General features: G+C 60.7%; 16 protein-coding genes. 10 read left to right on the top strand and 6 right to left on the bottom strand.

Features of this window, described 5'->3' with window-relative positions:
• Positions 1 to 81: 81 nt before the first annotated feature.
• The 5 genes from AC07N8_RS10470 (at position 82) to yghU (ending at position 4,620) form a co-directional block, all read left to right on the top strand.
• Positions 82 to 768, top strand: a complete 687-nt coding sequence (locus AC07N8_RS10470; RefSeq protein ID WP_493143415.1) for an N-acetyltransferase — start codon at positions 82 to 84, stop codon at positions 766 to 768.
• Positions 769 to 772: 4 nt separating this feature from the next.
• On the top strand, positions 773 to 1,987 hold the full coding sequence (locus AC07N8_RS10465) for a GNAT family N-acetyltransferase (protein ID WP_493143413.1): 1,215 nt from the start codon (positions 773 to 775) through the stop codon (positions 1,985 to 1,987).
• Positions 1,959 to 2,753, top strand: coding sequence for a ChbG/HpnK family deacetylase (locus AC07N8_RS10460; RefSeq protein ID WP_483839961.1), 795 nt, complete (start codon positions 1,959 to 1,961; stop codon positions 2,751 to 2,753). The genes AC07N8_RS10465 and AC07N8_RS10460 overlap by 29 nt, the downstream gene beginning before the upstream one ends.
• Positions 2,754 to 2,911: 158 nt before the next feature.
• Complete coding sequence (locus tag AC07N8_RS10455; protein ID WP_483839962.1) at positions 2,912 to 3,604, top strand: GNAT family N-acetyltransferase; 693 nt, start codon at positions 2,912 to 2,914, stop codon at positions 3,602 to 3,604.
• A gap of 173 nt (positions 3,605 to 3,777) precedes the next feature.
• Entirely contained in the window at positions 3,778 to 4,620 is an 843-nt protein-coding gene (gene yghU, locus AC07N8_RS10450; protein ID WP_493143410.1) for a glutathione-dependent disulfide-bond oxidoreductase, read from the top strand.
• Positions 4,621 to 4,779: 159 nt separating this feature from the next.
• Here the strand turns inward: yghU and AC07N8_RS10445 are convergent, their stop codons facing one another.
• A complete protein-coding gene (locus AC07N8_RS10445; RefSeq protein WP_493143408.1) occupies positions 4,780 to 5,583 on the bottom strand; it encodes a class I SAM-dependent methyltransferase in 804 nt (267 codons plus the stop codon).
• Between the two features lie 168 nt (positions 5,584 to 5,751).
• On the opposite strand from AC07N8_RS10445, the gene AC07N8_RS10440 reads away from it, so the two are divergent.
• The gene (locus AC07N8_RS10440) at positions 5,752 to 6,135 is read left to right on the top strand and encodes a hypothetical protein (protein WP_483839965.1); all 384 of its coding nucleotides are present in this window, start codon (positions 5,752 to 5,754) and stop codon (positions 6,133 to 6,135) included.
• 3 nt (positions 6,136 to 6,138) lie between these two features.
• Here the strand turns inward: AC07N8_RS10440 and AC07N8_RS10435 are convergent, their stop codons facing one another.
• The 5 genes from AC07N8_RS10435 to AC07N8_RS10415 form a co-directional block, all read right to left on the bottom strand.
• Entirely contained in the window at positions 6,139 to 7,569 is a 1,431-nt protein-coding gene (locus tag AC07N8_RS10435) for a sigma-54-dependent transcriptional regulator (protein WP_483839966.1), read from the bottom strand.
• Positions 7,538 to 9,031 carry a sensor histidine kinase gene (locus AC07N8_RS10430; protein ID WP_493143406.1) on the bottom strand — a complete coding sequence of 498 codons (1,494 nt, stop codon included), beginning with the start codon at positions 9,029 to 9,031 and terminating at the stop codon, positions 7,538 to 7,540. Before AC07N8_RS10430 ends, AC07N8_RS10435 begins: the two co-directional genes overlap by 32 nt.
• A gap of 103 nt (positions 9,032 to 9,134) precedes the next feature.
• A complete protein-coding gene (locus AC07N8_RS10425) occupies positions 9,135 to 10,145 on the bottom strand; it encodes an SCO family protein (protein WP_483839968.1) in 1,011 nt (336 codons plus the stop codon).
• A gap of 20 nt (positions 10,146 to 10,165) precedes the next feature.
• Positions 10,166 to 12,973, bottom strand: coding sequence for a multicopper oxidase domain-containing protein (locus AC07N8_RS10420; protein WP_483839969.1), 2,808 nt, complete (start codon positions 12,971 to 12,973; stop codon positions 10,166 to 10,168).
• Between the two features lie 185 nt (positions 12,974 to 13,158).
• Positions 13,159 to 14,607: a sensor histidine kinase gene (locus AC07N8_RS10415; protein WP_493143403.1), complete on the bottom strand. Its 1,449-nt coding sequence runs from the start codon at positions 14,605 to 14,607 to the stop codon at positions 13,159 to 13,161.
• Positions 14,608 to 14,895: 288 nt separating this feature from the next.
• On the opposite strand from AC07N8_RS10415, the gene AC07N8_RS10410 reads away from it, so the two are divergent.
• The 4 genes from AC07N8_RS10410 to AC07N8_RS10395 are packed head-to-tail and all read left to right on the top strand — an operon-like array spanning position 14,896 to position 20,515.
• Positions 14,896 to 16,242, top strand: coding sequence for a hypothetical protein (locus AC07N8_RS10410; RefSeq protein WP_493143401.1), 1,347 nt, complete (start codon positions 14,896 to 14,898; stop codon positions 16,240 to 16,242).
• A 35-nt stretch (positions 16,243 to 16,277) separates the two neighbouring features.
• Entirely contained in the window at positions 16,278 to 18,518 is a 2,241-nt protein-coding gene (locus AC07N8_RS10405) for an Ig-like domain-containing protein (RefSeq protein WP_493143399.1), read from the top strand.
• A 59-nt stretch (positions 18,519 to 18,577) separates the two neighbouring features.
• Positions 18,578 to 19,039 (top strand): curlin, encoded by a 462-nt coding sequence (locus AC07N8_RS10400; protein WP_483839973.1) that lies wholly within the window; start codon positions 18,578 to 18,580, stop codon positions 19,037 to 19,039.
• Positions 19,040 to 19,066: 27 nt separating this feature from the next.
• Positions 19,067 to 20,515 carry a curlin gene (locus tag AC07N8_RS10395; RefSeq protein WP_493143397.1) on the top strand — a complete coding sequence of 483 codons (1,449 nt, stop codon included), beginning with the start codon at positions 19,067 to 19,069 and terminating at the stop codon, positions 20,513 to 20,515.
• Positions 20,516 to 20,797 lie beyond the last annotated feature (282 nt).

The following is a 20,797-nucleotide window of genomic DNA, read 5'->3' as shown; positions in this document are numbered from 1 at the left end:
ACCTTGAATTGCTTTGCCGCGCCGGCCCTTGCCGCGCGATGCATCACTCCCACCACGGCCACCGCCGTCAGGAGACATAACATGAGTGTTTTGCACAAACTCAGCGAACAGATCAAACAAAAAGGCCTGAGCGCCACGTTGAAAAAAGTCTGGAAGCATTACGTGTTCTTCCACGAAGAACTGTTGTGGATGGAACGCGACCTGGTCAGCCCGGTGCCGCCACACAAGCTACGGCCGTACCCGCCACTGCGGGTTGAAACCATTACCGCGCAGAACGCCGTGGCGTTCACCCGCCACTTCGGTGATCGTGTTGAGACCATGGCCGAACTGGCCCGCGAGGGCTACACCGGGCACATGCACCTGGACGATAAGGGCGACGCGGTAGCGTTTATTTGGGGCGCGGCGCGCAACTATAACGACAAGCATTACTACGGCTGCTGGTTCCCGGTGAAGGAAGGCGAGTTCTTCGAATTCGGCGGCGAACTGACCCGCGCGTATTGGGGCACCACGCTCTCGGTGGACCTGCAACTGGAGCTGTGGAAAGCGATGCAGGCCCAGGGTTGCAACAAGGTGGTGGATGTCTGCGAGTTCCACAACATTCCGGCCCTCAAGCTGCACATGCGCATGGGGTATCAGGAGCAAGGGCGGATCATGAACGTGTACAGCCTGTTCGGCTGGCGCTTCTTCCGCGAAACCCGTTACACAGGCTCGCGTCTGGATGCCTTGCGCAAACCGGCCCGTGAACCTGTCCCAGCCTCGGCGACCTGACCTTATGGCGGCACGATTGGAATGGCGCACGTCACTGTGCGCCGCTGACTTCCCGGCAGCGGCTTACGAAGCGCTGCGTCTGCGGGTGACGGACCACACGCCGTTCAACACGCTGGCCTGGATGGCCGCGTCTGAACAAGCATTGACCGCCGGGCAGCGCCTGCACGTGCTGCTGGGCTGGGAAGGCAATGAGTTGCAGTTGTGCCTGCCGCTGGTGGCGTCCGTCGAGCGGTTCGCCGGGCTGCCGTTTCGGACGCTGCATCACTTGGGCTACCCCCTCGCCGACCGTCTCGCCTTACTCACCTGCATGGACGCCGAGGACACGCGAAAGGCTTTTGTCGAGATCCGTAGACACTTGCCCCATGCCTTGCTGCAACTCAATGAGCTGTCGGAACCGGTCGGCGAAGAAAGCGTGCTGACGCAATGGATGGTCCACAGCTCGACCGGTGAACGCCGGCTCAGCTGCCGGGTGCCGGTGCACCTGATCAGCGAGGCCGACCATCAGGAAGTCTCCGGCGACCCGCGCTACAAACTGCGGCGTGCGCGTAAACGCATCGCCGCCTGTGGTGCTCAGGTTCGACGGATCACCCCGGATGCCTCGACCATGGGCCCGTTGCTGCAGGCGATCAGCGAAGTCGAAGCGGTGAGTTGGAAAGGTGACGAAGGCGTCGGGATTTTCTCTGACGAGCGTCATCGACAATGGATGGACCGCGCCTTCACCGCCCTCGCCGAACAAGGACTGGTGCGGGTGGTCGTGCTGGAACTGGACGGCCGTTGCATCAGCTACCGCCTCGGCTTGCTGGAGCAAGGTCGGCTGTACGATTACAACTTGGCCTTTCTGCCGCAATACGCCGATCTGGGCAGCGGCCGGGTACTGCTGGAAGAATGGATTCGCTGGGGGCTGGACGAGAACTGGCGCTGGATCGATGCCTCACGGGTCAGCCTGGAAAACTCCAGCCATCAACTGCACGAACGCATGACCGGACAGCTGGAACACTGGCGTTGGAGTTTCTATTCCTGGCGCCCGAGCGGTCTCGTCCTGGGCCTGGCGTTGCGCTTCTGGCAGCGGCTCAAGCCTTTGTGGCAACAGTGGAAAGCCCGGCGTGCGGCAGCAGCGGTAAAACCCGCTCCGGTTGCCGCGCCAGTCGCCAAAGCCGTCGAGCCGGCAAAAACCATCATGGAGAGCGAACATGCCTCGCCAAGTCATAGTCAACGCTGACGATTTCGGCCTCAGTGCCTGCGAAAATGCGGTGATCCTCGGGGCCTTCCAGGCCGGGGTCATCAGCTCCGCCACGGCCATGGCCAACATGCCGGCCTTCGAAGCGGCGTGTGTGATGGCGCGGCACCCGATGCTCGAAGGGCGGATCGGGCTGCACTTCAACCTCACCTACGGCCGGCCCCTTAGCCAGTCGATTCTGAACCGCAGGACGTTCTGCGACAGCGCCGGCGTGTTCGACCTCAACCTGCCCCGCCACCGTCTCTGGCTCAGTCGCCGGGATCGTGCGGCGGTGCTCGAAGAACTCGAAGCGCAATGGCAGCGTTGCCTGGACAACGGCGTACGCCCGAGCCATCTGGACTCCCATCAGCACGTACACAACATTTGGCCCATCGGTGAAATCGTCGCCCGCTTCGCTGCCCGTCAAGGCGTGCCGGTACGGCTGGCGCGCAACCTGGGGCAAAACCTGAGCCTGCCCAAACGCGTATTCAAGGAGCTGCTCAATCGGCGTCTAAACCACTTGGCCGGCGCCACCGCTGACTATGTGTGCACCCCGGTTGATCTGCGCAATGCGGCGCCGCCGCTGGATGGGTTGCTGGAGATTGTCGCGCACCCCAATCAGCTCGGTGCCGATTTTGGCGATGCTTATCTGGATCAGGGCGAGTCGTTGAGCGCCCTGCTGGAGCAGCGTTTGCCGGGGGTGGAACGCGTCGCCTACACCGTGGTGGGCAAGTCGTTCAGCGAGCGTGCGGAGGCGGTGCTGGAATAAAAAACAACACGGTTTTTTGACGCCTGAAATTGTGTCTGAACTGTTACACACGTTGAAACAAAAGGCCGGAGATGGCAGCGCCATGAAATGGCCACTGTGATCTATACCCACACTACATTCATCCACGCACGACCATTTCCTTCGTCAAGGAGGGCTTCATGAACGCACTCGACAAGCTTCGCGAACGCATCAAACAAAAAGGTCTGAGCCGCACATTCAACACCCTGTGGAAGCGCTATGTGTTTTTCCATTGGGAACTGTTGTGGATGGAGCGCGACCTGGTCAGTCCGGTGCCGCCGCACAAACTGCGTCCCTATTCGGGTTTACGCAAGGTGGACATCACCCCGGAAAACGCCACGGCATTTGCCAAGCATTTTGGTGACCGCGTCGGCACCATGGCCGAACTTGCCGCCGAAGGTCACACCGGGCACATGTACCTGGACGACGAAGGCCACGCCTGCGCGTTCATCTGGGGCAGCACCCGCGACTATCACGACCGTCACTATTACGGCTGCTGGTTCCCGGTCAAACCCGGTGAGTTCTTTGAATTCGGCGGCGAAATGACCCGCGCCTACTTCGGCACCAGCCTGTCGGTGGATGTCCAGGTCGCCCTGTGGGAAGCGATGCAGGCACAAGGCTGCAACAAGGTGGTGGACACCTGCGAAACCCACAACATCCCGGCCCTCAAGCTGCACATCCGCATGGGGTATCACGAACAGGGGCGCGTGACCCACGTCTATGGCCTGTTCGGCCGCTGGCGCTTCTACCGCCAATCCACCTATACCGGTTCACGCCTGGACCCACTGCGCAAACCGGGCCGGCCAGTGGTGACGAGTGCGGCGCAGGCTTGATGTTCGCTTAAGCATTGCGGTGTCAGTGACACCGCTTTCTCGAGCAGGCTCGCTCCCACAGGGGATCTTCCAGGCCAGACATCAGTGACATCTGAACGACCTTCTGCCATGGTTCACAGCATTGTCCATTTGCAGTCTGTGATCACAGCACGCCAACAATGGGGGTCCGTCTCATGAGCAAAGCGTCCTACATTCCGCCCAAGGTCTGGAAACACAACGCCCCGTCTGGCGGCGAATTCGCCAGCATCAACCGGCCAACCGCCGGGCCGACCCATGACAAGACCTTACCGGTCGGCAAGCATCCATTGCAGCTCTACTCCCTCGCCACGCCCAACGGCGTGAAAGTGACCATCCTGCTGGAAGAGTTGTTGGCGCTTGGACATACCGGCGCGGAGTACGACGCCTGGCTGATCCGCATCAACGACGGTGATCAGTTCTCCAGCGGCTTTGTCGAGATCAACCCGAATTCGAAGATCCCGGCATTGCTGGACCACAGCGCGAAGCCGCCGATCCGCGTTTTCGAATCCGGTTCGATCCTGCTGTATCTGGCGGAAAAATTCGGCGCTTTCCTGCCCACCGATGCGGCAGGACGCACCGAAACCTTGAATTGGCTGTTCTGGCAAATGGGCGCGGCCCCCTATCTGGGCGGCGGCTTCGGGCATTTCTATGCCTACGCGCCGGAGAAACTCGAGTACCCGATCAACCGCTTCACGATGGAGACCAAGCGGCAGCTGGATGTCCTTGATCGCCGACTGGCCGAAAGCGCCTACCTGGCGGGCGATCACTACACCATCGCCGACATTGCGGTCTGGCCCTGGTATGGCCAACTGGTGCGAGACAAGGTGTACTCGGCGGCCGAATTTCTGTCTGCACACGAATACACCCACGTGCAGCGCTGGGCGGAGGAAATCGCCAAGCGCCCTGCGGTCCTGCGCGGACAGCGCGTCAACCGTACGTGGGGCGATGAGGAAAGCCAGGTGCCTGAACGGCATGAGGCTGATGATTTGAACACCTGAAAAAGGTTTGATGGCTGACAGATAAACCGTAGTGCGGCCATCGCGAGCAAGCTCGGCTCCTACAGGGATCTACGCCGGACACAAAATCTGTGCCTGATGAAGATCAAAACTGTGGGAGCGAGCCTGCTCGCGAAGGGGCCGGAAGCGGCACTACTTCTCTCAGCGCTTCACCACCAACGTAAAACACATCGGCAACTGCGCCACCTGCCGCTCATACCGGTCATACAATTCCTCCCGATTCGAGTGCGGGTATTCCTTGAAGTGGCTGATCTGCAACCCTGCATCGAGGGCACCGGTGAAGATGTCTCCCAGGGTGTGAACAAACCAGTAGGACGCCGCAGCCTGCTGCTCGACCTTGCCTTCATAAACGATCGGCTGATTCTGCACAAACGGCTCGCGGCGAAAATACGAGCTGTCGGGGCGATACGGATCAGCCGATTCGGGGTCGAACATTTCCAGGAACGGATGGGTTTCGTACACCACCAGCGCCCCGCCCGGCTTGAGGGTTTGCGCGACATGCCGCATGAACTCGCCAATGTCCGGCATCCAGTTCAACACGCCGATGGTGATCAGGGCCACGTCGAAACGCTGATGCAACGAGGTCGGTAAATGATGGATATCGGCTTCGATAAATTCAGGCTGATGGGGTGAGCGCGACGCCAACTCCCGCGCCTGATCGAGAAACGCAGCCGACTGATCGACCCCCACCACGCTGCGGGCACCCAGCGCATACAGCGAGAGACTTTCGCGGCCGTTGTTGCAGCCCAGTTGCACCACGTCCTTGCCATCGACGCCTACCTGTTCCAGCACGCCAGTCAACGTCGCATCCAGGCAGGTAAAATCCCTCTGCCCCACAGCACTCACCATCTCGTGCCATTCGCGGGTGTCTTTGTGGTGTCGGGCGGAATCGTTCCACGCCTCGCGGTTGCTGGCGATGGCTTGTTCTTGCGTCGGCATTTCCATTGCACGCTCCAGATTCGGGTCTTGATTGACCGGGCCAAGTCTAGATCGAAGCGCTGAAAAAACCTGTTGGAATCTTGTAAACCGGCCATGGCGAACGCGCTACCCGTACGGCAGCTATAGTTAATGACCTTGGGGAATTGCGCGAAAACCGAATGCACAGGTGTTGCCATGAAAAAAACCGATCTGATGCTGTTCACTGTCTGCCTGACGCTGGCGAGCGTCGCCCACGCGGACGACAGCCTGACGCCGACCACCGACTACAGCAGTGAATTCAATTATTACGGAGCCGACCAGCCCTTTGCTCACCCGGTTCCGCCCTCCATGAACATCATTCCGCCGGGGTCGTACATCCCGACTTCGCCCCAGGATTTCGTGCCGATTTCCAGCGAGCACGTGTTCTACGATTCACGCTTGCCGACCATCGCCGATGCCTCCACCCGGGTGTTCATTCGCACGTACGACGCCGAGCACGGCGTGTATGTGAACGAAGAAGTCATCGACCCGGGCTGCCTGCTCGAATGCCTCAGTCGTCAGGGGCCTGTGCTGCAATAAGGTTCACCACTGGCGCTTATCCGGGCGTGCCAGGCCGAGTTTTTCGATCCGGTAACGCAACATGTCGCGGCTAAGGCCCAACAGCCGAGCGGACTTGGTGACGTTCCAGTCGGTCTTGTCGAGCATCTTGCGCACCATGTCGCGCTCGACTTCCGGCAGGTTCATCGACTCGGTGCCGCTGTAGACCGGGCGCGGCTCGTGGTGTTGCGGCTCATGCTGATACATCGGCGGGTCGTCCACCAGGCTCAGGCAGACGTTCAACTGATGCGCGGCGATGGTATCGCTCTGGGCCAGCAGCACGGTTTGCTCGAGCATGTTGCGCAGCTCGCGCACGTTGCCCGGCCAGCTGTAGCTCAGAAGCAGCTCTTCAGCCTGATCGCTGAAATGCAGGTTCGGCTTGCCATAGCGTTTGCCGTGAATCGACAGGAAATGCCGGGCCAGCAGCAGGATGTCTTCGCCACGGGCATACAGGCGCGGCACCTTGATGGAAATGATCCGCAGCCGGAAGAACAGGTCACGGCGAAACTTGCCCTGCTGGACCATTTGTTCGAGGTTGCAGTTGGTGGCGCTGATGACCCGCAGATCGACCTTGCGCTCCTTCACCGCACCGACCCGGCGAATGGTTCGGTCTTCCAGCAGCTTGAGCAGTTTGGCTTGCAGTATCAGGTCCATTTCACCGACTTCATCGAGAAACAACGTACCGCCATCGGCCGCTTCCACCAGGCCAGTCCGGCGGTCCTTGGCGTCGGTAAAGGCGCCCTTCTCGTGGCCGAACAGTTCCGATTCCACAAGGTTGGACGGGATCGATGCGCAGTTGAATTCAATGAACGGGCCTTTGCTGCGCGGGCCGTCAAAGTGCAACGCCCGCGCCACCAGTTCCTTACCGGTGCCGGTCTCGCCTTCGACCAGCACCGGCGGCAGGTCGGTGTTGGCCATGCGGCGCTCGGCATCGAGCAATTGGGCGATGGTGTTCTTCAGGTAGTTCATCGGCGCCGATTCGCCGATCAAGGCCTGCACGCCGGACTTCTGCGCTTCGCGTTCCTGATAGAACGACAACGTGCGCTCCATGCGGTCCGTGGCCAGCGCCTTGTCGAGCAGCAGCTTGAGCTCGGGCAGGGCCACCGGTTTGGTGACGTAATGAAAAGCGCCCTCTTTCATCGCCACCACGGCATCTTCGACGTTGCCGTAACCGGTCATCATGATCACTTTCAGATCCGGCGCGCTGATGCGCAGCTTCTGGATCAGGTCGTGACCACTCATACCCGGCAACGAGTTGTCGGTCAGCACCACATCCGGGGCGAACGTACTCAATTGCTCCAATGCATCTTCAGCAGAGTGGCAGACCGTCACCTCGAAGTCTTTGCGCTCCAGGTAGGTCTGAATATTCTCGGCGAGGAGTTCATCATCCTCGACCAGCAATATGCTGTGCTCCATATTCCCCTCCCGTTGCCACTTTAAAATTGAGACAGACGCGGGTTCCCTCCTGCTCCTGGCTGGTCAGCTCGACCGAGCCTTCGAAACGCTCCATTATTCGTTTGACCAGGGCCAGGCCGACGCCCAACCCGCCTTGTTTGGTGGTGAAGAACGGCTTGAAGACCATCTGTTGCTGCTGCTTGGTCATGCCTTTGCCGGTGTCACTGAGGGTCATGCGCACATGGCCGGGTTGTGGCTGTTCAATGTCGACGGTCAAGTGGCCGCCCTTGGGCATGGCTTCGAGGGCGTTGGCAAACAGGCTATTGAGAATTTGCGTGAGCAGCACCTGTTGGCTGACGACCGGTGGGCAGGTTTGAGGTGTGAAATGCACCTCCACGTTCGAACGTCTGATCAGCGCATCGAAAGCACTCAGGGTGTCATCGATGGCCAGCACCAGGTCGACCGTCTCGTAGTCATCATTCATGGGCCGCAACGACACCAGCAACTCCCGGACCCAACGCGACATGCGATCGACCTGGTTGATGATGTCGCCGATGTTCTTCTGCGCACTCTGGCTGGCGATTTCCTGGGCCAGTTCGGCGCTGGAGCGAATGTTTGCCAGCGGGTTGCGCAAACTGTGCGCCACCGCCGATGACATTTCCCCCAGTGCAACAAAAGTCTCATTGGTAATCAGTTGCTGTTGCTGGCTCTGCAGCAACATCGCGGCCCGGCGCACAATCCAGAACAACCCGAGGTAAATGACCAGGCCGCCGAGCACTGTCGCCATCCAGATTGCCTTGAAACCACGCTGGATGCGTTCCACCAGGTCCACCGGCTCCTTGTAGATCTCGACCATCGCGATCACTTTGCTTTTGTCGGCGTTGAACATCGGGATGTAGTTCTCGACGAACAGATATTTGGGCTCGCGCAACAGCATCTGTTCGGGACGTTCCTCGTCGATCTGGTGATAGCTGGTTGAGACGGTTTCCTTCATTTCAAAGGACTCGTCCAGTTCTTCGTCGCCTTCGACGCGCATACCGATCATTTGTGGATTGGTCGACCACACCACCGTGCGATCCAGGGCGTACACCACCGCCAGCAGCGTGTCCGGCAAGTGTTCGACATGATCCAGAAACTCTATGCGGGCCGAGGCACGGGAGCCTGGATCGACGTCGGGATAGGCATTGTCATCGCGCGGATCGAGCATTTCGCCCATGGTTCTTGTCGGGGTGATGCCAGCGTGGCGAATTTCCGCTTCACCGATTGCCTGGATGAATTGCGCGGTCAACATGGAGTCGCGTTCGATGCTCTCATCGACGACAAAACGCGTGGACACATAACCCAAACCCAGCGCCACGGCGGCAATGATCAAAAAGCTGCCCAGGGAAAACCAGCGCAGCAGATTGAACTGTCCCAACCGGTTCTGGCCCTCAGCTGCCGGGGTGGCCGGCGCAGGTGCTTTTTGTTGTTCTACTGTCGGCATAAGGGTGTCCTGAAATGCTCATATCAAGCCTGTTCAGCCGTGTCACGGATCAGTGTAGGTCGCATTGAACGTGCCTGACTGACCCAATGATAGTATTTCGCCGCTATTGCGCCTGCGCCGCTTGCAAAGGCTGCTGGCGCTCGGTTTCTTCCTGCAAAAAATCCACAATCGATTGCGCGGATTTCTCATCCAGGCGCAGGTTGGGCATCGGAATTTTGTCGAAGCGTTCAAACAGCTCCACGGCAATCGGGTCTTTCTCCTTGAGCATGCTGTCCGGCTCGCGAATCCAGCGGTTGAGCCATGCCGGGTCGCGCTGGCGGGTCACGCCGATCAGGTCCGGGCCGATGCTGCGCATGCCGAGGCCCTGCCCGTCCATCGGGCCCAGGCTGTGGCATGAAGCGCAGCGGGTGCGGAACAGTTCTTCGCCATTGCTTGGCGGGCGAATCTCCGGGGCGTTGGCATAGCTTTCTGCGACGCTTTCTTTTTTCCAGTTCTGCAAGGTGTTGGCCAACTGGTCGGCCAGAATCCACGGGTTCTCGAACGGTGAGGCTTTCATCCAGCGACCGGTGCTCTGGTTGCCGACGATCAGGCTCAGGTTGTGGTCCTTGCTGCGTCCGTTGTCGACGCCTTCAATGAACAGCCCGAGTTTCTTGCGCAGCTCAGTGACGTCGGCAAATTCCCCGGTGAGGAATTTCCAGCCGGGCCCGACCTTGAACCGTTGCGCATAGGACTTGAGCACTTCAGGTGTGTCGCTCAAGGGGTCGATGCTGATGGAGTAGAAAAAGATGTCCTTTCCGACCCGGTCGCCAAGCAGCTTTTGCACCTGGCGCAGGCGCGCGGTTTCCAGTGGGCAGGAGTCGCTGCACGAGGTGAAGATGAAGTTGATCACCACCACCTTGTCCTTGATCAGATCATCGAAAAAATGCACCTGCTGACCGTCCTGGTCGGTCAGCAGGGTGTTGGGGAAATAGTCGCCGCCCCAGGGTGTCGCCGATTCCGTTGGCGCCAGCACACCCTCATGGGCCAGCAGCACCTGACTGGCCAGCAGACAGGCGACCAATACCAATATCAGGTGCATGCCCAGGGCGCGGGAGCGCGGCGTGTGCACGTTCATGTCGGCTCCCTCGCGGCGTTTCATTGTTTGACCGTCACTTTAGGGCCGAAGCCGTCGCCAGTGCGGAAGGTTGGCAGCGCGGCCGAGTTGACGTAGCGCACACCATCCCAGCTTGGCAGCGGTGTTGGCATCAACTGGAATTGCCCGGGTTTCTCAATGTCCCAACGCAGCAGCATCGAGTTGTCTTCGTGCTGGGTGTTGTGACAGTGCTCCATGTAGGTCCCGGCGAATTCGCGAAAGTTGATCGCCATCTCGACACTGTCCAGGCCGTCTTTTTCCGTGCCGATGCGGTACACGTCCTTACGTGCCCATTTTTCCCATTCCGGTGGTGCCTTGCCGCCGCGACTGAGGATGATCCCCTCCTCGAAGTGCACATGCACCGGGTGGCTCCAGCCACTGCCGCCGAGCTTGATGTTCCACACCTCCAGGGTGCCGAAACCGGCGGCCCCGGCATCGGTCGGACCGTTGGCCAAGTGAGTCGCAGTGTTCAAGCGGCGTGGGTCCATGTGGAAGCCGAAGCCGCCATCGGTCTTGACCGTCCACGGTGCTTCATCGGTGCCGTCGGAACGGCCGAAGGTGAAGGTGCGGTGACGAGCCTGGGCCAGCAGTGCCTTGTCGGCCGCATTGTCGCGATGGATCTTCAGCGGGATCATCACCAGGCCTTCAGGCTTGCCCGGTTTGGCCGGTTCGTACGCTGCAGGGTCCATGGCCAGGTCTTGACCGGTGTAGGCCTTGACGTTGAGTTGCAACACCTTGCCCACCGCCGGGTCACCCTTGTCCCACTGCGGGCCTTTGCTGCCTTGTTTGATCACAGCCAGGTATTTCTCGGACAGTATGTCGCCCAACGGAATCGGCTCTTTCGGGCCTTTGCCATCGTCGTGGGCCAGCAGGTTGACGAAGAACAGCTTGTCCCCTGGCTTGATGCCGTTTTTCGCGAAGTTGACGATGATGTCGAAGCGCTCGGCGATGCCCTGGGTTGGCAGGATCGCGTTGTGGTTCTGTTTATCACCATCGGCATCGAGGTCCATGGAGCCGTCGAACGGCACGCTGTGTTCCATGATGTTGCCGTCGTTGGCAATCATGTGGAACGGCACGCGGGCATAGGACACGCCCGAGCCTTTAGGCCCCTGGAACTCGCCACTGGTGCCTTTGATTTCGCGTACCAGCGCCAGTTTGTAGTAACGCGATACCGAACCGTTGAGCATGCGGAACCGATAGCTGCGGGCGCGCACGTCCAGGGTCGGTTTCCACTGCCAGTTGACCAGCACCTGGTCACCGAGGAAGCCGTCGGTGTTGAAGGGGTTGAACCACAGCTGACCGCTCTGATCCCAGGCCTTGTCGGCGAACACCAGGTTGACGTCATAGTCGCGGTTACCCCACGGCAAGGCACTGCCACTCGGGAAGCGCAGGTTGACGCCGTCGTTCACCGATTCGTTGCCGCGGTCCAGGGCGCTGTAGTAGTTCATCATCGCCGCGTTGCCCTTGTAGACGTTCTGCGCGGTGAAATCGAGCATGTGGTCGTGGAACCAGTGGGTGCTCATGGTTTCGCGCCAGTCGCCACGGATCTTGATCGTGCCGTTCTCGCAGGTTTTGCGGCTGGGGTTGACGTCATTGGTCCACAGGGTTTCGCCTGGCGAGCAAGGGAATGCCGCGCGTGGATCATGAGCGTCGGTGTTGATGGTGTCGTAGCCGGCCAACTGGATCGGCCAGCGATAGTCGTAATACTGCCCGGGGAAGAAAAACGCGTTGGCATAACCATCGCTTTCGGCCGGGGCGTGACCGTTGTGTTCGTGGGTACTGATGGTGTGCAAGCCAAAGCCCATGTTGGCGGCGGGGTCGATCGGCAAGCCGTTGTAGTGACGCATCAACACCGGTTGGCCGTAACGCACCATCAGCAATTTTGGCGGCAGGGTGCCGTCGAAGGTCCAGACCGAGTTGTGATTCTGCACCGGCATGTTCGGGTGGAAACGCGCGTCGACACCTTTGGCGGTGCCATCGGTGGCCGCTACACCGGCGACGTTGTGATACAGGCCACCGGGGCCGAATTCGCCCACGGCGTAACCGTGCATCTGATGGCTGTCACGCCAGCCGCTGTTGAGCCTCGCCCCGGTTTGCACGGTTTTGTAGGCCACTTGCGGGTAGAACTCGTTCCAGCGCTGATGCGACCAACCCTTTCCTGGCGGACGACCTTCAGCCGACGAGCCGATGTGGCGGTTGAGGAACACTTCGATCTGCGCCTGCCATGGGTTGCGGTCCACCACGTTGGAGTACTGGCTGGGGAACGGTGTCAGCCCCGGTTGACGCATGAAAGCATCGAGTGCCGCGCTCGGTGGTGCACTGCGGGCGGCATTGGTCGGGTCCTGTTGTGGCAGCGGGCCGACCGCTGCCGGCGGGAAACCCAACGGCGCGGCCGGTGTGGTGGGGTCGAGTTTTTCCGGGCCGAACTCTTCGAACAGAACCAGTTGCTGAGTGAAGGGCTGGGCGCCAAACAACGGGCTCGGCTTGCCATTGGTGGGGTAGTTGAAACTGGTCTGCACCGCCGGCGGCAAGACGTTCTCTTTACGCGTATCGTCGCGGGTGCCTTTGACGCCATCGGGCAAATCGAAGGAATCCTGGTTGGCCTCCGGCATAGTCAAAATGGCGTTCAACGCCGTGGCTTCGTCAGCCGGTTCGTCGTAGTAGGCCGAGGGATCGGACGGTTCAGGCTGTCGCTCGTCATCGATCGGGCTGGCACGCAGATTCGCTGTGCCCAGCGTCATCGTCAGAAGGACGCCCAGAGGCGTCAACAGGCCAAGCCACTTGAAGGGATAACGCGCTTTTGTGTCCATCACCAGCCGCCTCGAAGTCATGAAGGGGGTGATGGGGGTTTTGCAAGGAGCTCGCCATATTTGTAACTGATTTATACGAAAGTATTAACACCCGCAAAAACAATGGCTTATCAACATCAATGTGCCATACCCGGAAAAACGACTGGGGCTTGACACCCGCTAACGGGGAAAGTTCATACCCAGTTTCAGGGAAAACGTTTAAACGACAAACGGACAGTCGTGCCCTCGCCTTCACGGCTGTCCAGGGTCACCCCGCCACCGAAACGGTCCATGATGCGCTTCACCAGCACCAGCCCGACGCCCAAGCCACCTTGCTTGGTGGTAAAGAACGGCCGGAACGCCATGCTGCGCTGCTCCTCGTTCATGCCTTTGCCAGTGTCGCTGACGCTCACACAAATACCTTTGTTGTCTGTCGGCTGCAGCAGAATGGTCAGTGTGCCGCCCTTGTCCATGGCTTCCAGCGCATTGGCCAGCAAGCTGTTGAGGATCTGCGTCAGCTGCACCTGCTGGCTCAACACCATCGGCGTCTCTTTTGGATCGAACACCACGTGAACATCAGCCTTGGCGATCTGATGCTCGAAGGCCAGCAGACTGTCATGCAAGCAGGCAACCAGGTTCACCGGTTCCGCTTCGTCATTGAGCGGTCGCAAGGATTGCAGCAGTTCCCGTACCCATTTCGACATGCGGTCGACCTGACCGATGATGTCGTTGATGTTCTTGCGGGCCGGGCCACTGTCGAACTCAAGGGCCAGCTCGGCGCTGGAACGAATGGTCGCCAACGGGTTGCGCAAACTATGGGCAACCGCTGAAGACATCTCCCCGAGGGCGACAAAGGTTTCGTTGGTGATCAGTTGTTTTTGTTGCGTGGCCAACAGAATCGCTGCTCGCCGCACGATCCAGTACAAGCCCAGATAGATCAGCCCGCCACCCAGGGCCGTGGCCAGCCAGATCAGGGCCAGACCACGCTCCATGCGGTCGATCAGGTCCTTGGGCTCCTTGTAGATCTCGACCATCGCGGTGACGGTGTCGCGGTCGGCGTCGAACAGCGGGATGTAATTCTCGATGAAGATGTAGTCCGGCGGCGTGACGAACTTTTGCTCCATGCGCGCCTTGTCGACGTTGTGATAGCTGGCGGACACCGGAGTCTTGGAGGCGAACGCCTGATCGAGGTCCTCGTCGGCATGGATCGTGGTGCCCATCAATTCCGGGTTGGTGGACCAGATCACCATGCGGTCCGGGGAGTAGATATTGGCCAGGATCACATCGGGCAAATGCTCGATGTGGTCGAGGAACTCACCCCGGGCACTGGCACGGGCCTGCGGGTCCACATCGGGAAAATCCTTGTCTTTGCGCGGGTCGAGCAACTCGCCCATGGTCCGCACATTGGGAATCGACACATGGCGCACCTCGGCCGAGGCAATCGCTTCAATGAATTGCGAGGTCAGCAACGCATCGCGCTGCACGCTCTCGGTGATCACAAAACGCGTGGACACCGCGCCCAGCGCCAGCGCCACCGTGCCGATCACCGCCATGCTGATCAGCGAAAACCAGCGCAGCAGATTGAACGGCTGTTTGCGCGAACTCAGGCGAATGTCGCCCTCTTCTTTGAGCAGGGCTGTGGCTTGAATAGTCATGGATAGGGTTCCCGGGTGCTCCCTATAGGGTTATAGCCCACTGCCCGATGTTTGCCCGGCTTCGGGTTTTGTCCCCCCCACTTTCCCCGCTTGCCCCAGTGCCCCGATCGACCCCCAAAACTGGGGACAGTCGCCCGCTTCAACGCCCGGAGTGATTTTGCCGCAGCAGTGCCACACGCAGCCCCTGCGGGCCTGTCGTGACCGTTTTCAAAGATTGGTATGGAAGTTGCCGAAGCCCTCTCAACTGACCCACCCCCGCGGGCAGGTCTTCTGATAGAGGGAATACTCATGCACCCTTTACTGTCCAAAACCACGATCGCCCTGATCGTGTCCGCTCTGGCCCAAGGCGCTGCGCAGGCGGCGCTGTTTGCCGTCGACACCGGACCTTACCTTCCCGCCAACGGCAATTTCGCCGCCTGGTATCAGGATACTCACGGCCGCACCCTTGATCTGTGCCTGTCCAAGGCCGTCAGCTCCAGGGTGGCCAGTGCCCCGGGCGCCCCGACTTACATGTGCTCGTTGATCCCCACACCGGGTGTTTTCGACGACACCCAACCGATGGTCTTCCCGACCAACTTTCCCGACGAAGCGTTCTGGGCGACCGGCGAAACCACCATCGTCGATGCCGCCCGAGGCATCGACCTGACCTATGTTTCTGCGGTTGAAGCAGCCTTCAGCGGCGGCGACCCCGTGGAAGGCGACCAGATCAGCTTCGCACGCATCCGCATCCGCATCGACGTGCCCACCGCCGGGACCTATGTCATAACCCACCCCTATGGCGTCGATGTGTTCACCGTCGATACCCCCGGGCGGCGGGCGATCAACATGACCCGGGACATCGGCATCGGCGCAGCGAAAACCTATGACGGCGCGCTCAAGGGCGATGTCGGTCCGTTCCTGCGCAGCGTCAACGGCCCCTACACCGAGACCAACCCGATTAGCGGTGCCGCCGAACAATTCGTCGGCGACCCGAACCTCACGGAAGCCGTCACCGGCAGTCCGTTCAACACCAACTACGTGCGTATCGAAGGCCCGAATGGCATTGACCTGCGCACGGACCTCTTTGCCGTCTCCGGCAAGCTGTCGACGGTGGTTCGGCCAACCCCGGTCATTGCCCAGCGCAGCACCTACTCACGGCATGCCGGTGCCAGCGCACCGGTGGCTCAGCAGGACGTCTTCGTCATGGCACCGCCCGCACCGGCGACTGTGACCCTGGACAGCAACAACCCGGTGTTGAACTTCACCGAAGCCGACAGCACCGGTCATTGGTACGCGCAGTCGGCGACCAACCCATCGTTGCCGAACACTCTGCAAGTGACCGCCGACAACCACCTGGCCATCGCCAGCAGCACGCCGACGATCCTGCCCATGCCCCTGTCGGACCTGGTGGTGATTTCCCGTGCCGAGTACAGCCTGGGCACCGGCCAGATCACCATCGTCGCCTCGACCAGTGATGAAACCTCGCCACCGGTGCTCAACGCCACCTCGGGTACCGGGGTGGCTATCGGCGCCCTCAGCGGCGATGGCGCCGTGAAAAGCCTGGCCACCGGCATTTCGCCGATTCCGCCGGCCAAGGTTCGGGTGACGTCATCCAATGGCGGCAGCGACACCGAAGAAGTGGTCATCGTGCAATGAACGCTCACATGCCCAGATCCTCATCAGGAGGCATCATGAACAATTGGCCACGCCTGGCGCTCAACGCCCTGGGACTGACTCTATCGCTGTCCGGCAGTGCTTTCGCGCAACTCGCTGCCGTCGACCCCGGCCCCTATACCTTCGCCTCCGGGAAGTTCCCGATCTGGTATCAGGACAACAATCTGCTGTCGATGGAGCTGTGCCAGTCCAAAGCCGTCAGTTCGCGGGTAGGCGCCTCTGTACCACCCGCCTACATGTGCACCCTGCTGCCGGCACCGGGCATTTTCGACGATGCCCAGCCGATGGTGTTCCCGGATAACTGGCCAGACGAATCCTTCTGGTTCCTCGCCGAGACCACCATCCCCAACAACGCCGCAGGCTACGGGATGGACGCCTACGTCGCCGGGATCGAGGCTGCATTTGCCGGCGGGGACCCGCTCGACGGTGATCAGATCAGCTTCGCGCGGATCCGCATGCGGATCAACATTCCCGTCGCCGGTACCTACACCATCACCCACCCTTACGGCGTGGAAACGGTCAACGTCACCACCCCCGGCCGTCGTGCGATCAACATCACCCGAGACGTCGGCGTCGGCGCGCCAGGGGTCTTCAGCGGCGCGGTGAACGGTGATATCGGGCCTTTCCTGCGCAGCGTCAACGGACCGTACACGGAAGTGAACCCGGAAACCGGCGCCGTCGAAACCTTTGTCGGCGATCCGAACCTCACCGAAGCTGTGACCGGCAGCCCCAACAACACCAACTTCGTGCGCATCCAGGGGCCGGCCGGGACTATCCAGGCCAACCTTTTCACCCTGTCCGGCAAAGTGCTCGACAGCCGTGCGCAAACACCGGTGGAAATCAGCCGCGCCACGTACCGGCGTACCGGCGGAACGGGTGGTAGCAGTACCCGCGTCGAAGTCTTTGGTAAAGCCAACAACGGCTCGACCCTGTGCTTCCGCGAAAGCATTGCCCTGGTCCCCGGCCCTCCTGTCTCGCCTTGCCAGACCACCATGGTCGGCGATAACAACGGCCTGTTCTTCGGCCAGCACCTGCTGGCCAATGGCGCCGTGCCTCCTGTCGTGGTGATCACTGCCACCAACCCGACCGGTTCAACCCGTCCGACCTCCGTGTCGAGCAAACTCACCGACGTGGTGAAAATCCAGACCGCTCGCTACAGCTGGAGCAATCACAGCCTGCTGATCGAAGCCACCTCCACCGACGAAGTGGGCATACCTGACATGGTCGCCCAAGGGTACGGAAGGCTATCGAAGAACGGCACGTTGCAGCGCTTGACCATCCCGGATCTGCTGCAGCCACCGGCCACCGTGACGATCAAGTCGGCCGCGGGCGGCAGTGACACCGAGCCGGTCGTGGTGGTCGGCACCGCTCCGGACTCTGGCCAGAACAAGGCGCCGATCGGCGTTGCCGATGTGGGCAGCACCACCTTCGGCGTGCCAGTCACCCTCAACCTGCTGGCCAACGACAGCGACCCGGATGGCAACACACCGCTGAGCGTCACCGCGCTGACACAACCGGCCGCTGGCCAGGGCACCGTGGCATTGGCCGTCAACAACGTGGTCTATACCCCGCCCGCCGTCGTCAATGCACCGTTGACCACGACCTTCACCTACAAGGTTCAAGACGCCAAAGGCCTGGCCTCGACCGACCCTGTGACCGTGACCGTCAGCGTGGCGCCTAACCAGTCTCCGGTGGCTGTCAACGACAGCGTCTCGACCCAGGCTGCGCCGGTCACGATCAACGTGTTGGCCAACGATACCGACCCTGAAGGCAACTTGCCGCTGGCCGTCGCCAGCCTCACCCAAACGGCAGCAGGTCGCGGCAGTGTCGCCATCAACGGCACAGCGATCACCTATACGCCTCCGGCTGCTGTGCTGCTGCCTTTCACCACGACCTTCACCTACATCGCCCGGGACAGCTTCGGCGCCCTGTCGGCTCCGGCCACGGTCACCGTGCAGGTGTCGCCACCGCTGGTCCTTGAAGTCTTCAACGTGACGGCTGCCACGGTCACCGCCCGTGCCGGCAACCGCTTCACCTGGAACTTCACCGGCACCTCGTCGACGGTCGCTGGCAACACGGTCACCGTCCAGGTCACCACACCGGCCGGGCTGGTCACCCTGGGCACCGCCAACGTGGCGATCACCGGACGCTGGACCCTGACGGTCACCAACACCACGGTCGCCCCATCGCTCAACCCGACGGCCACCATCCGATCAACCCCGGGCTCGGTGCGCAACGTCTCCGTCACCGTGCAGTAAACGCTCGCCCCACCGTCCGCAATGGCCGGTGGGGCAAGCCCTCAACCAAGGACTCAGCCATGAAAACGTCGACCGCCGCCCTGCTCTGCCTGCTTCTGCTTTGCGGTAGCGCGGGTGTGCGCGCCGATGACTTGATGGACAACGACGACCTCGGCCCCGGCGGCGACCTGGGCGAGTTACCCCCACCGGTTGGCCAGCACGCGCTGATCGACCAGAACGGCCAGGCCAACATTGCGCTGGTGCAACAGAACGGCCAGTCGTTGCTCGGCAATATCGTCCAGTCGGGCAGCAATCAGGAGGCTTACATCCTGCAACAAGGCAACGACCTGATGGCAATGATCAACCAGCAAGGTTCCGGCAACGATGCCTCGATTACGCAAACCGGCAGCCACAACCGTGCGCAGATTTCCCAGAACGGCAATAACAACGACGCCAGCATCGTACAGGCCGGCACGGGGCTCTCCAGCGCCGTGACCCAGTCCGGGAACGGCATGAGCGTCTCCGTCAAACAATATCGCTAAAGCACTGCACCACTTGGAGGTTCCATCATGTTCAAATTAATGCCCCTCACCGCCGCCATACTGGTCATCCTCAGTGCCCAGGCGATGGCCGACGACAGCACGTCCATCCAGAACCAGAACGGCGATGCCAACATCGCCAACGTGAAACAGACCACGGCCAGTTTCAGCACGTCCACCCAGCAGCAGGCGGGTACGGGCAACGATGCCGCGACCTTGCAGGACAACGCCACCGGCACTATCGAGCAGACCCAGGTCGGTGACTACAACGCCGGCTACGGTGAGCAGCTGTATGACAGCGGCAGCACCATCACCCAGCAGCAGGTCGGCACGTTCAACACCAGCCACGCCAGCCAGTCGATTGGCGTCGGCGCCAGCCAGGCGTTGCAACAACAACTGGGTAACGGCAACTTCTCGTTTATCTACCAGGACAGTCAGGACGGCAGCACCGCCACGACCTTCCAGCAAGGCGACAACAACGAAGCCAACATCGAACAGATGGAACTGGGCGTGGAGAACACCGCGTCCATCATCCAACTCGGTAACACCAACTACGGCACCGCCGAGCAGGTGTTCCACGAAGGTGGCCAGATCAACATCAATCAGTCGGGCAACGATAACTATGCCTATGGCGATCAACGCAACGGACTGGGCGGCACAATAAGCATCAATCAACTCGGCGATGGCAACGGCAGCGAAGTCTGGCAAGACAGCCAGACTGCCAGCCAGACCACCATCCAACAGATCGGGCAAACCAACGAAACCGTGGTCGACCAGAGCTTCGGCCAAAACAACGTGGCGACGGTGCTGCAAGTCGGCGACCTCAACGCGATCTATGCCGACCAGTTCGAATCCCTCGGCTCGACCGTCGCGCTGTATCAATCGGGCACCGGCAACGTGCACTTCACCTATCAAAGTGGCGACAGCCATGTGCTCAACGCGAACTCGGTGGGTACCGGCAACAAAGTCTACGCCAGCAACTGGAAAGGCCCGCAAACGGGTGGTCAGTTCGGCAGCAACCAGCGTGCGACCGTCAACCAGGTGGGCACCAACAACGTCGCCAACTTCACCCAGAACGGCGCCGGCCACATCATGACCACCAACCAGTCCGGCACCGGCAACACCACCAAGGTCAACCAGGCCGACTCCTACAACGAGCTGTACTTCGACCAGAACGGCAGCGACAACATCCTCATCGCCGACCAGCGCGGCACCACCAACCTGGCCCAAGGCAGCAGCAATGGCACTGGCAACAGCACCGAGTTCGACCAGTCCGGCAGCGGCAACCAGGCCTACACCACACAGCTGTATGGCAGCGACAACATGATCACGGTCAAACAGGCCGACACCATGAACGTGGCCTATGTGACCCAGGGCGGCGCCGGCAACATTGCCAGTGTTGATCAAAGCGGCGTAAGCCAGACCGCCACCGTGCAGCAGTTTGGTAACGCCAACTCGGCAACGGTGTTGCAGCAATAATCGCAAGGCGTAAAAAACCGCGGCCCTTGGTGAAGGGTCGCGGTTTTTTTGTGTGTGCCTGGTGGGGGTTTGGTGGTAGTTAGGCCGCTTTCGCGAGCAAGCTCGCTCCCACATTTCGATCGGGGCTGGCCTGAAAATTTGGTGTCAGTTGTTGTGTCGGAAGGCTGGGAGATAGGCTTTGCCCGTCGCTGCAAATTCAGCGACACCGTGATCAAAGAAATCCCGAATCCCCTGTGGGAGCGAGCTTGCTCGCGATGACGGTGTGTCAATCGCCATCAACGT

The sequence above is a fragment of the Pseudomonas sp. GW821-FHT10C09 genome, from assembly GCF_059415465.1.
This window is presented reverse-complemented; position numbering and strand designations above follow the sequence as displayed.

Coding starts and splice junctions, on each gene's coding strand:
- AC07N8_RS10440 (WP_483839965.1), top strand. CDS start 5,752: ATGAAAAAAACCGATCTGATGCTGTTCACTGTCTGCCTGACGCTGGCG.
- AC07N8_RS10410 (WP_493143401.1), top strand. CDS start 14,896: ATGCACCCTTTACTGTCCAAAACCACGATCGCCCTGATCGTGTCCGCT.
- AC07N8_RS10470 (WP_493143415.1), top strand. CDS start 82: ATGAGTGTTTTGCACAAACTCAGCGAACAGATCAAACAAAAAGGCCTG.
- AC07N8_RS10460 (WP_483839961.1), top strand. CDS start 1,959: ATGCCTCGCCAAGTCATAGTCAACGCTGACGATTTCGGCCTCAGTGCC.
- AC07N8_RS10455 (WP_483839962.1), top strand. CDS start 2,912: ATGAACGCACTCGACAAGCTTCGCGAACGCATCAAACAAAAAGGTCTG.
- AC07N8_RS10420 (WP_483839969.1), bottom strand. CDS start 12,973: ATGGACACAAAAGCGCGTTATCCCTTCAAGTGGCTTGGCCTGTTGACG.
- AC07N8_RS10415 (WP_493143403.1), bottom strand. CDS start 14,607: ATGACTATTCAAGCCACAGCCCTGCTCAAAGAAGAGGGCGACATTCGC.
- AC07N8_RS10395 (WP_493143397.1), top strand. CDS start 19,067: ATGTTCAAATTAATGCCCCTCACCGCCGCCATACTGGTCATCCTCAGT.
- AC07N8_RS10445 (WP_493143408.1), bottom strand. CDS start 5,583: ATGGAAATGCCGACGCAAGAACAAGCCATCGCCAGCAACCGCGAGGCG.
- AC07N8_RS10430 (WP_493143406.1), bottom strand. CDS start 9,031: ATGCCGACAGTAGAACAACAAAAAGCACCTGCGCCGGCCACCCCGGCA.
- AC07N8_RS10400 (WP_483839973.1), top strand. CDS start 18,578: ATGAAAACGTCGACCGCCGCCCTGCTCTGCCTGCTTCTGCTTTGCGGT.
- AC07N8_RS10465 (WP_493143413.1), top strand. CDS start 773: ATGGCGGCACGATTGGAATGGCGCACGTCACTGTGCGCCGCTGACTTC.
- AC07N8_RS10405 (WP_493143399.1), top strand. CDS start 16,278: ATGAACAATTGGCCACGCCTGGCGCTCAACGCCCTGGGACTGACTCTA.
- AC07N8_RS10435 (WP_483839966.1), bottom strand. CDS start 7,569: ATGGAGCACAGCATATTGCTGGTCGAGGATGATGAACTCCTCGCCGAG.
- AC07N8_RS10425 (WP_483839968.1), bottom strand. CDS start 10,145: ATGAACGTGCACACGCCGCGCTCCCGCGCCCTGGGCATGCACCTGATA.
- yghU (WP_493143410.1), top strand. CDS start 3,778: ATGAGCAAAGCGTCCTACATTCCGCCCAAGGTCTGGAAACACAACGCC.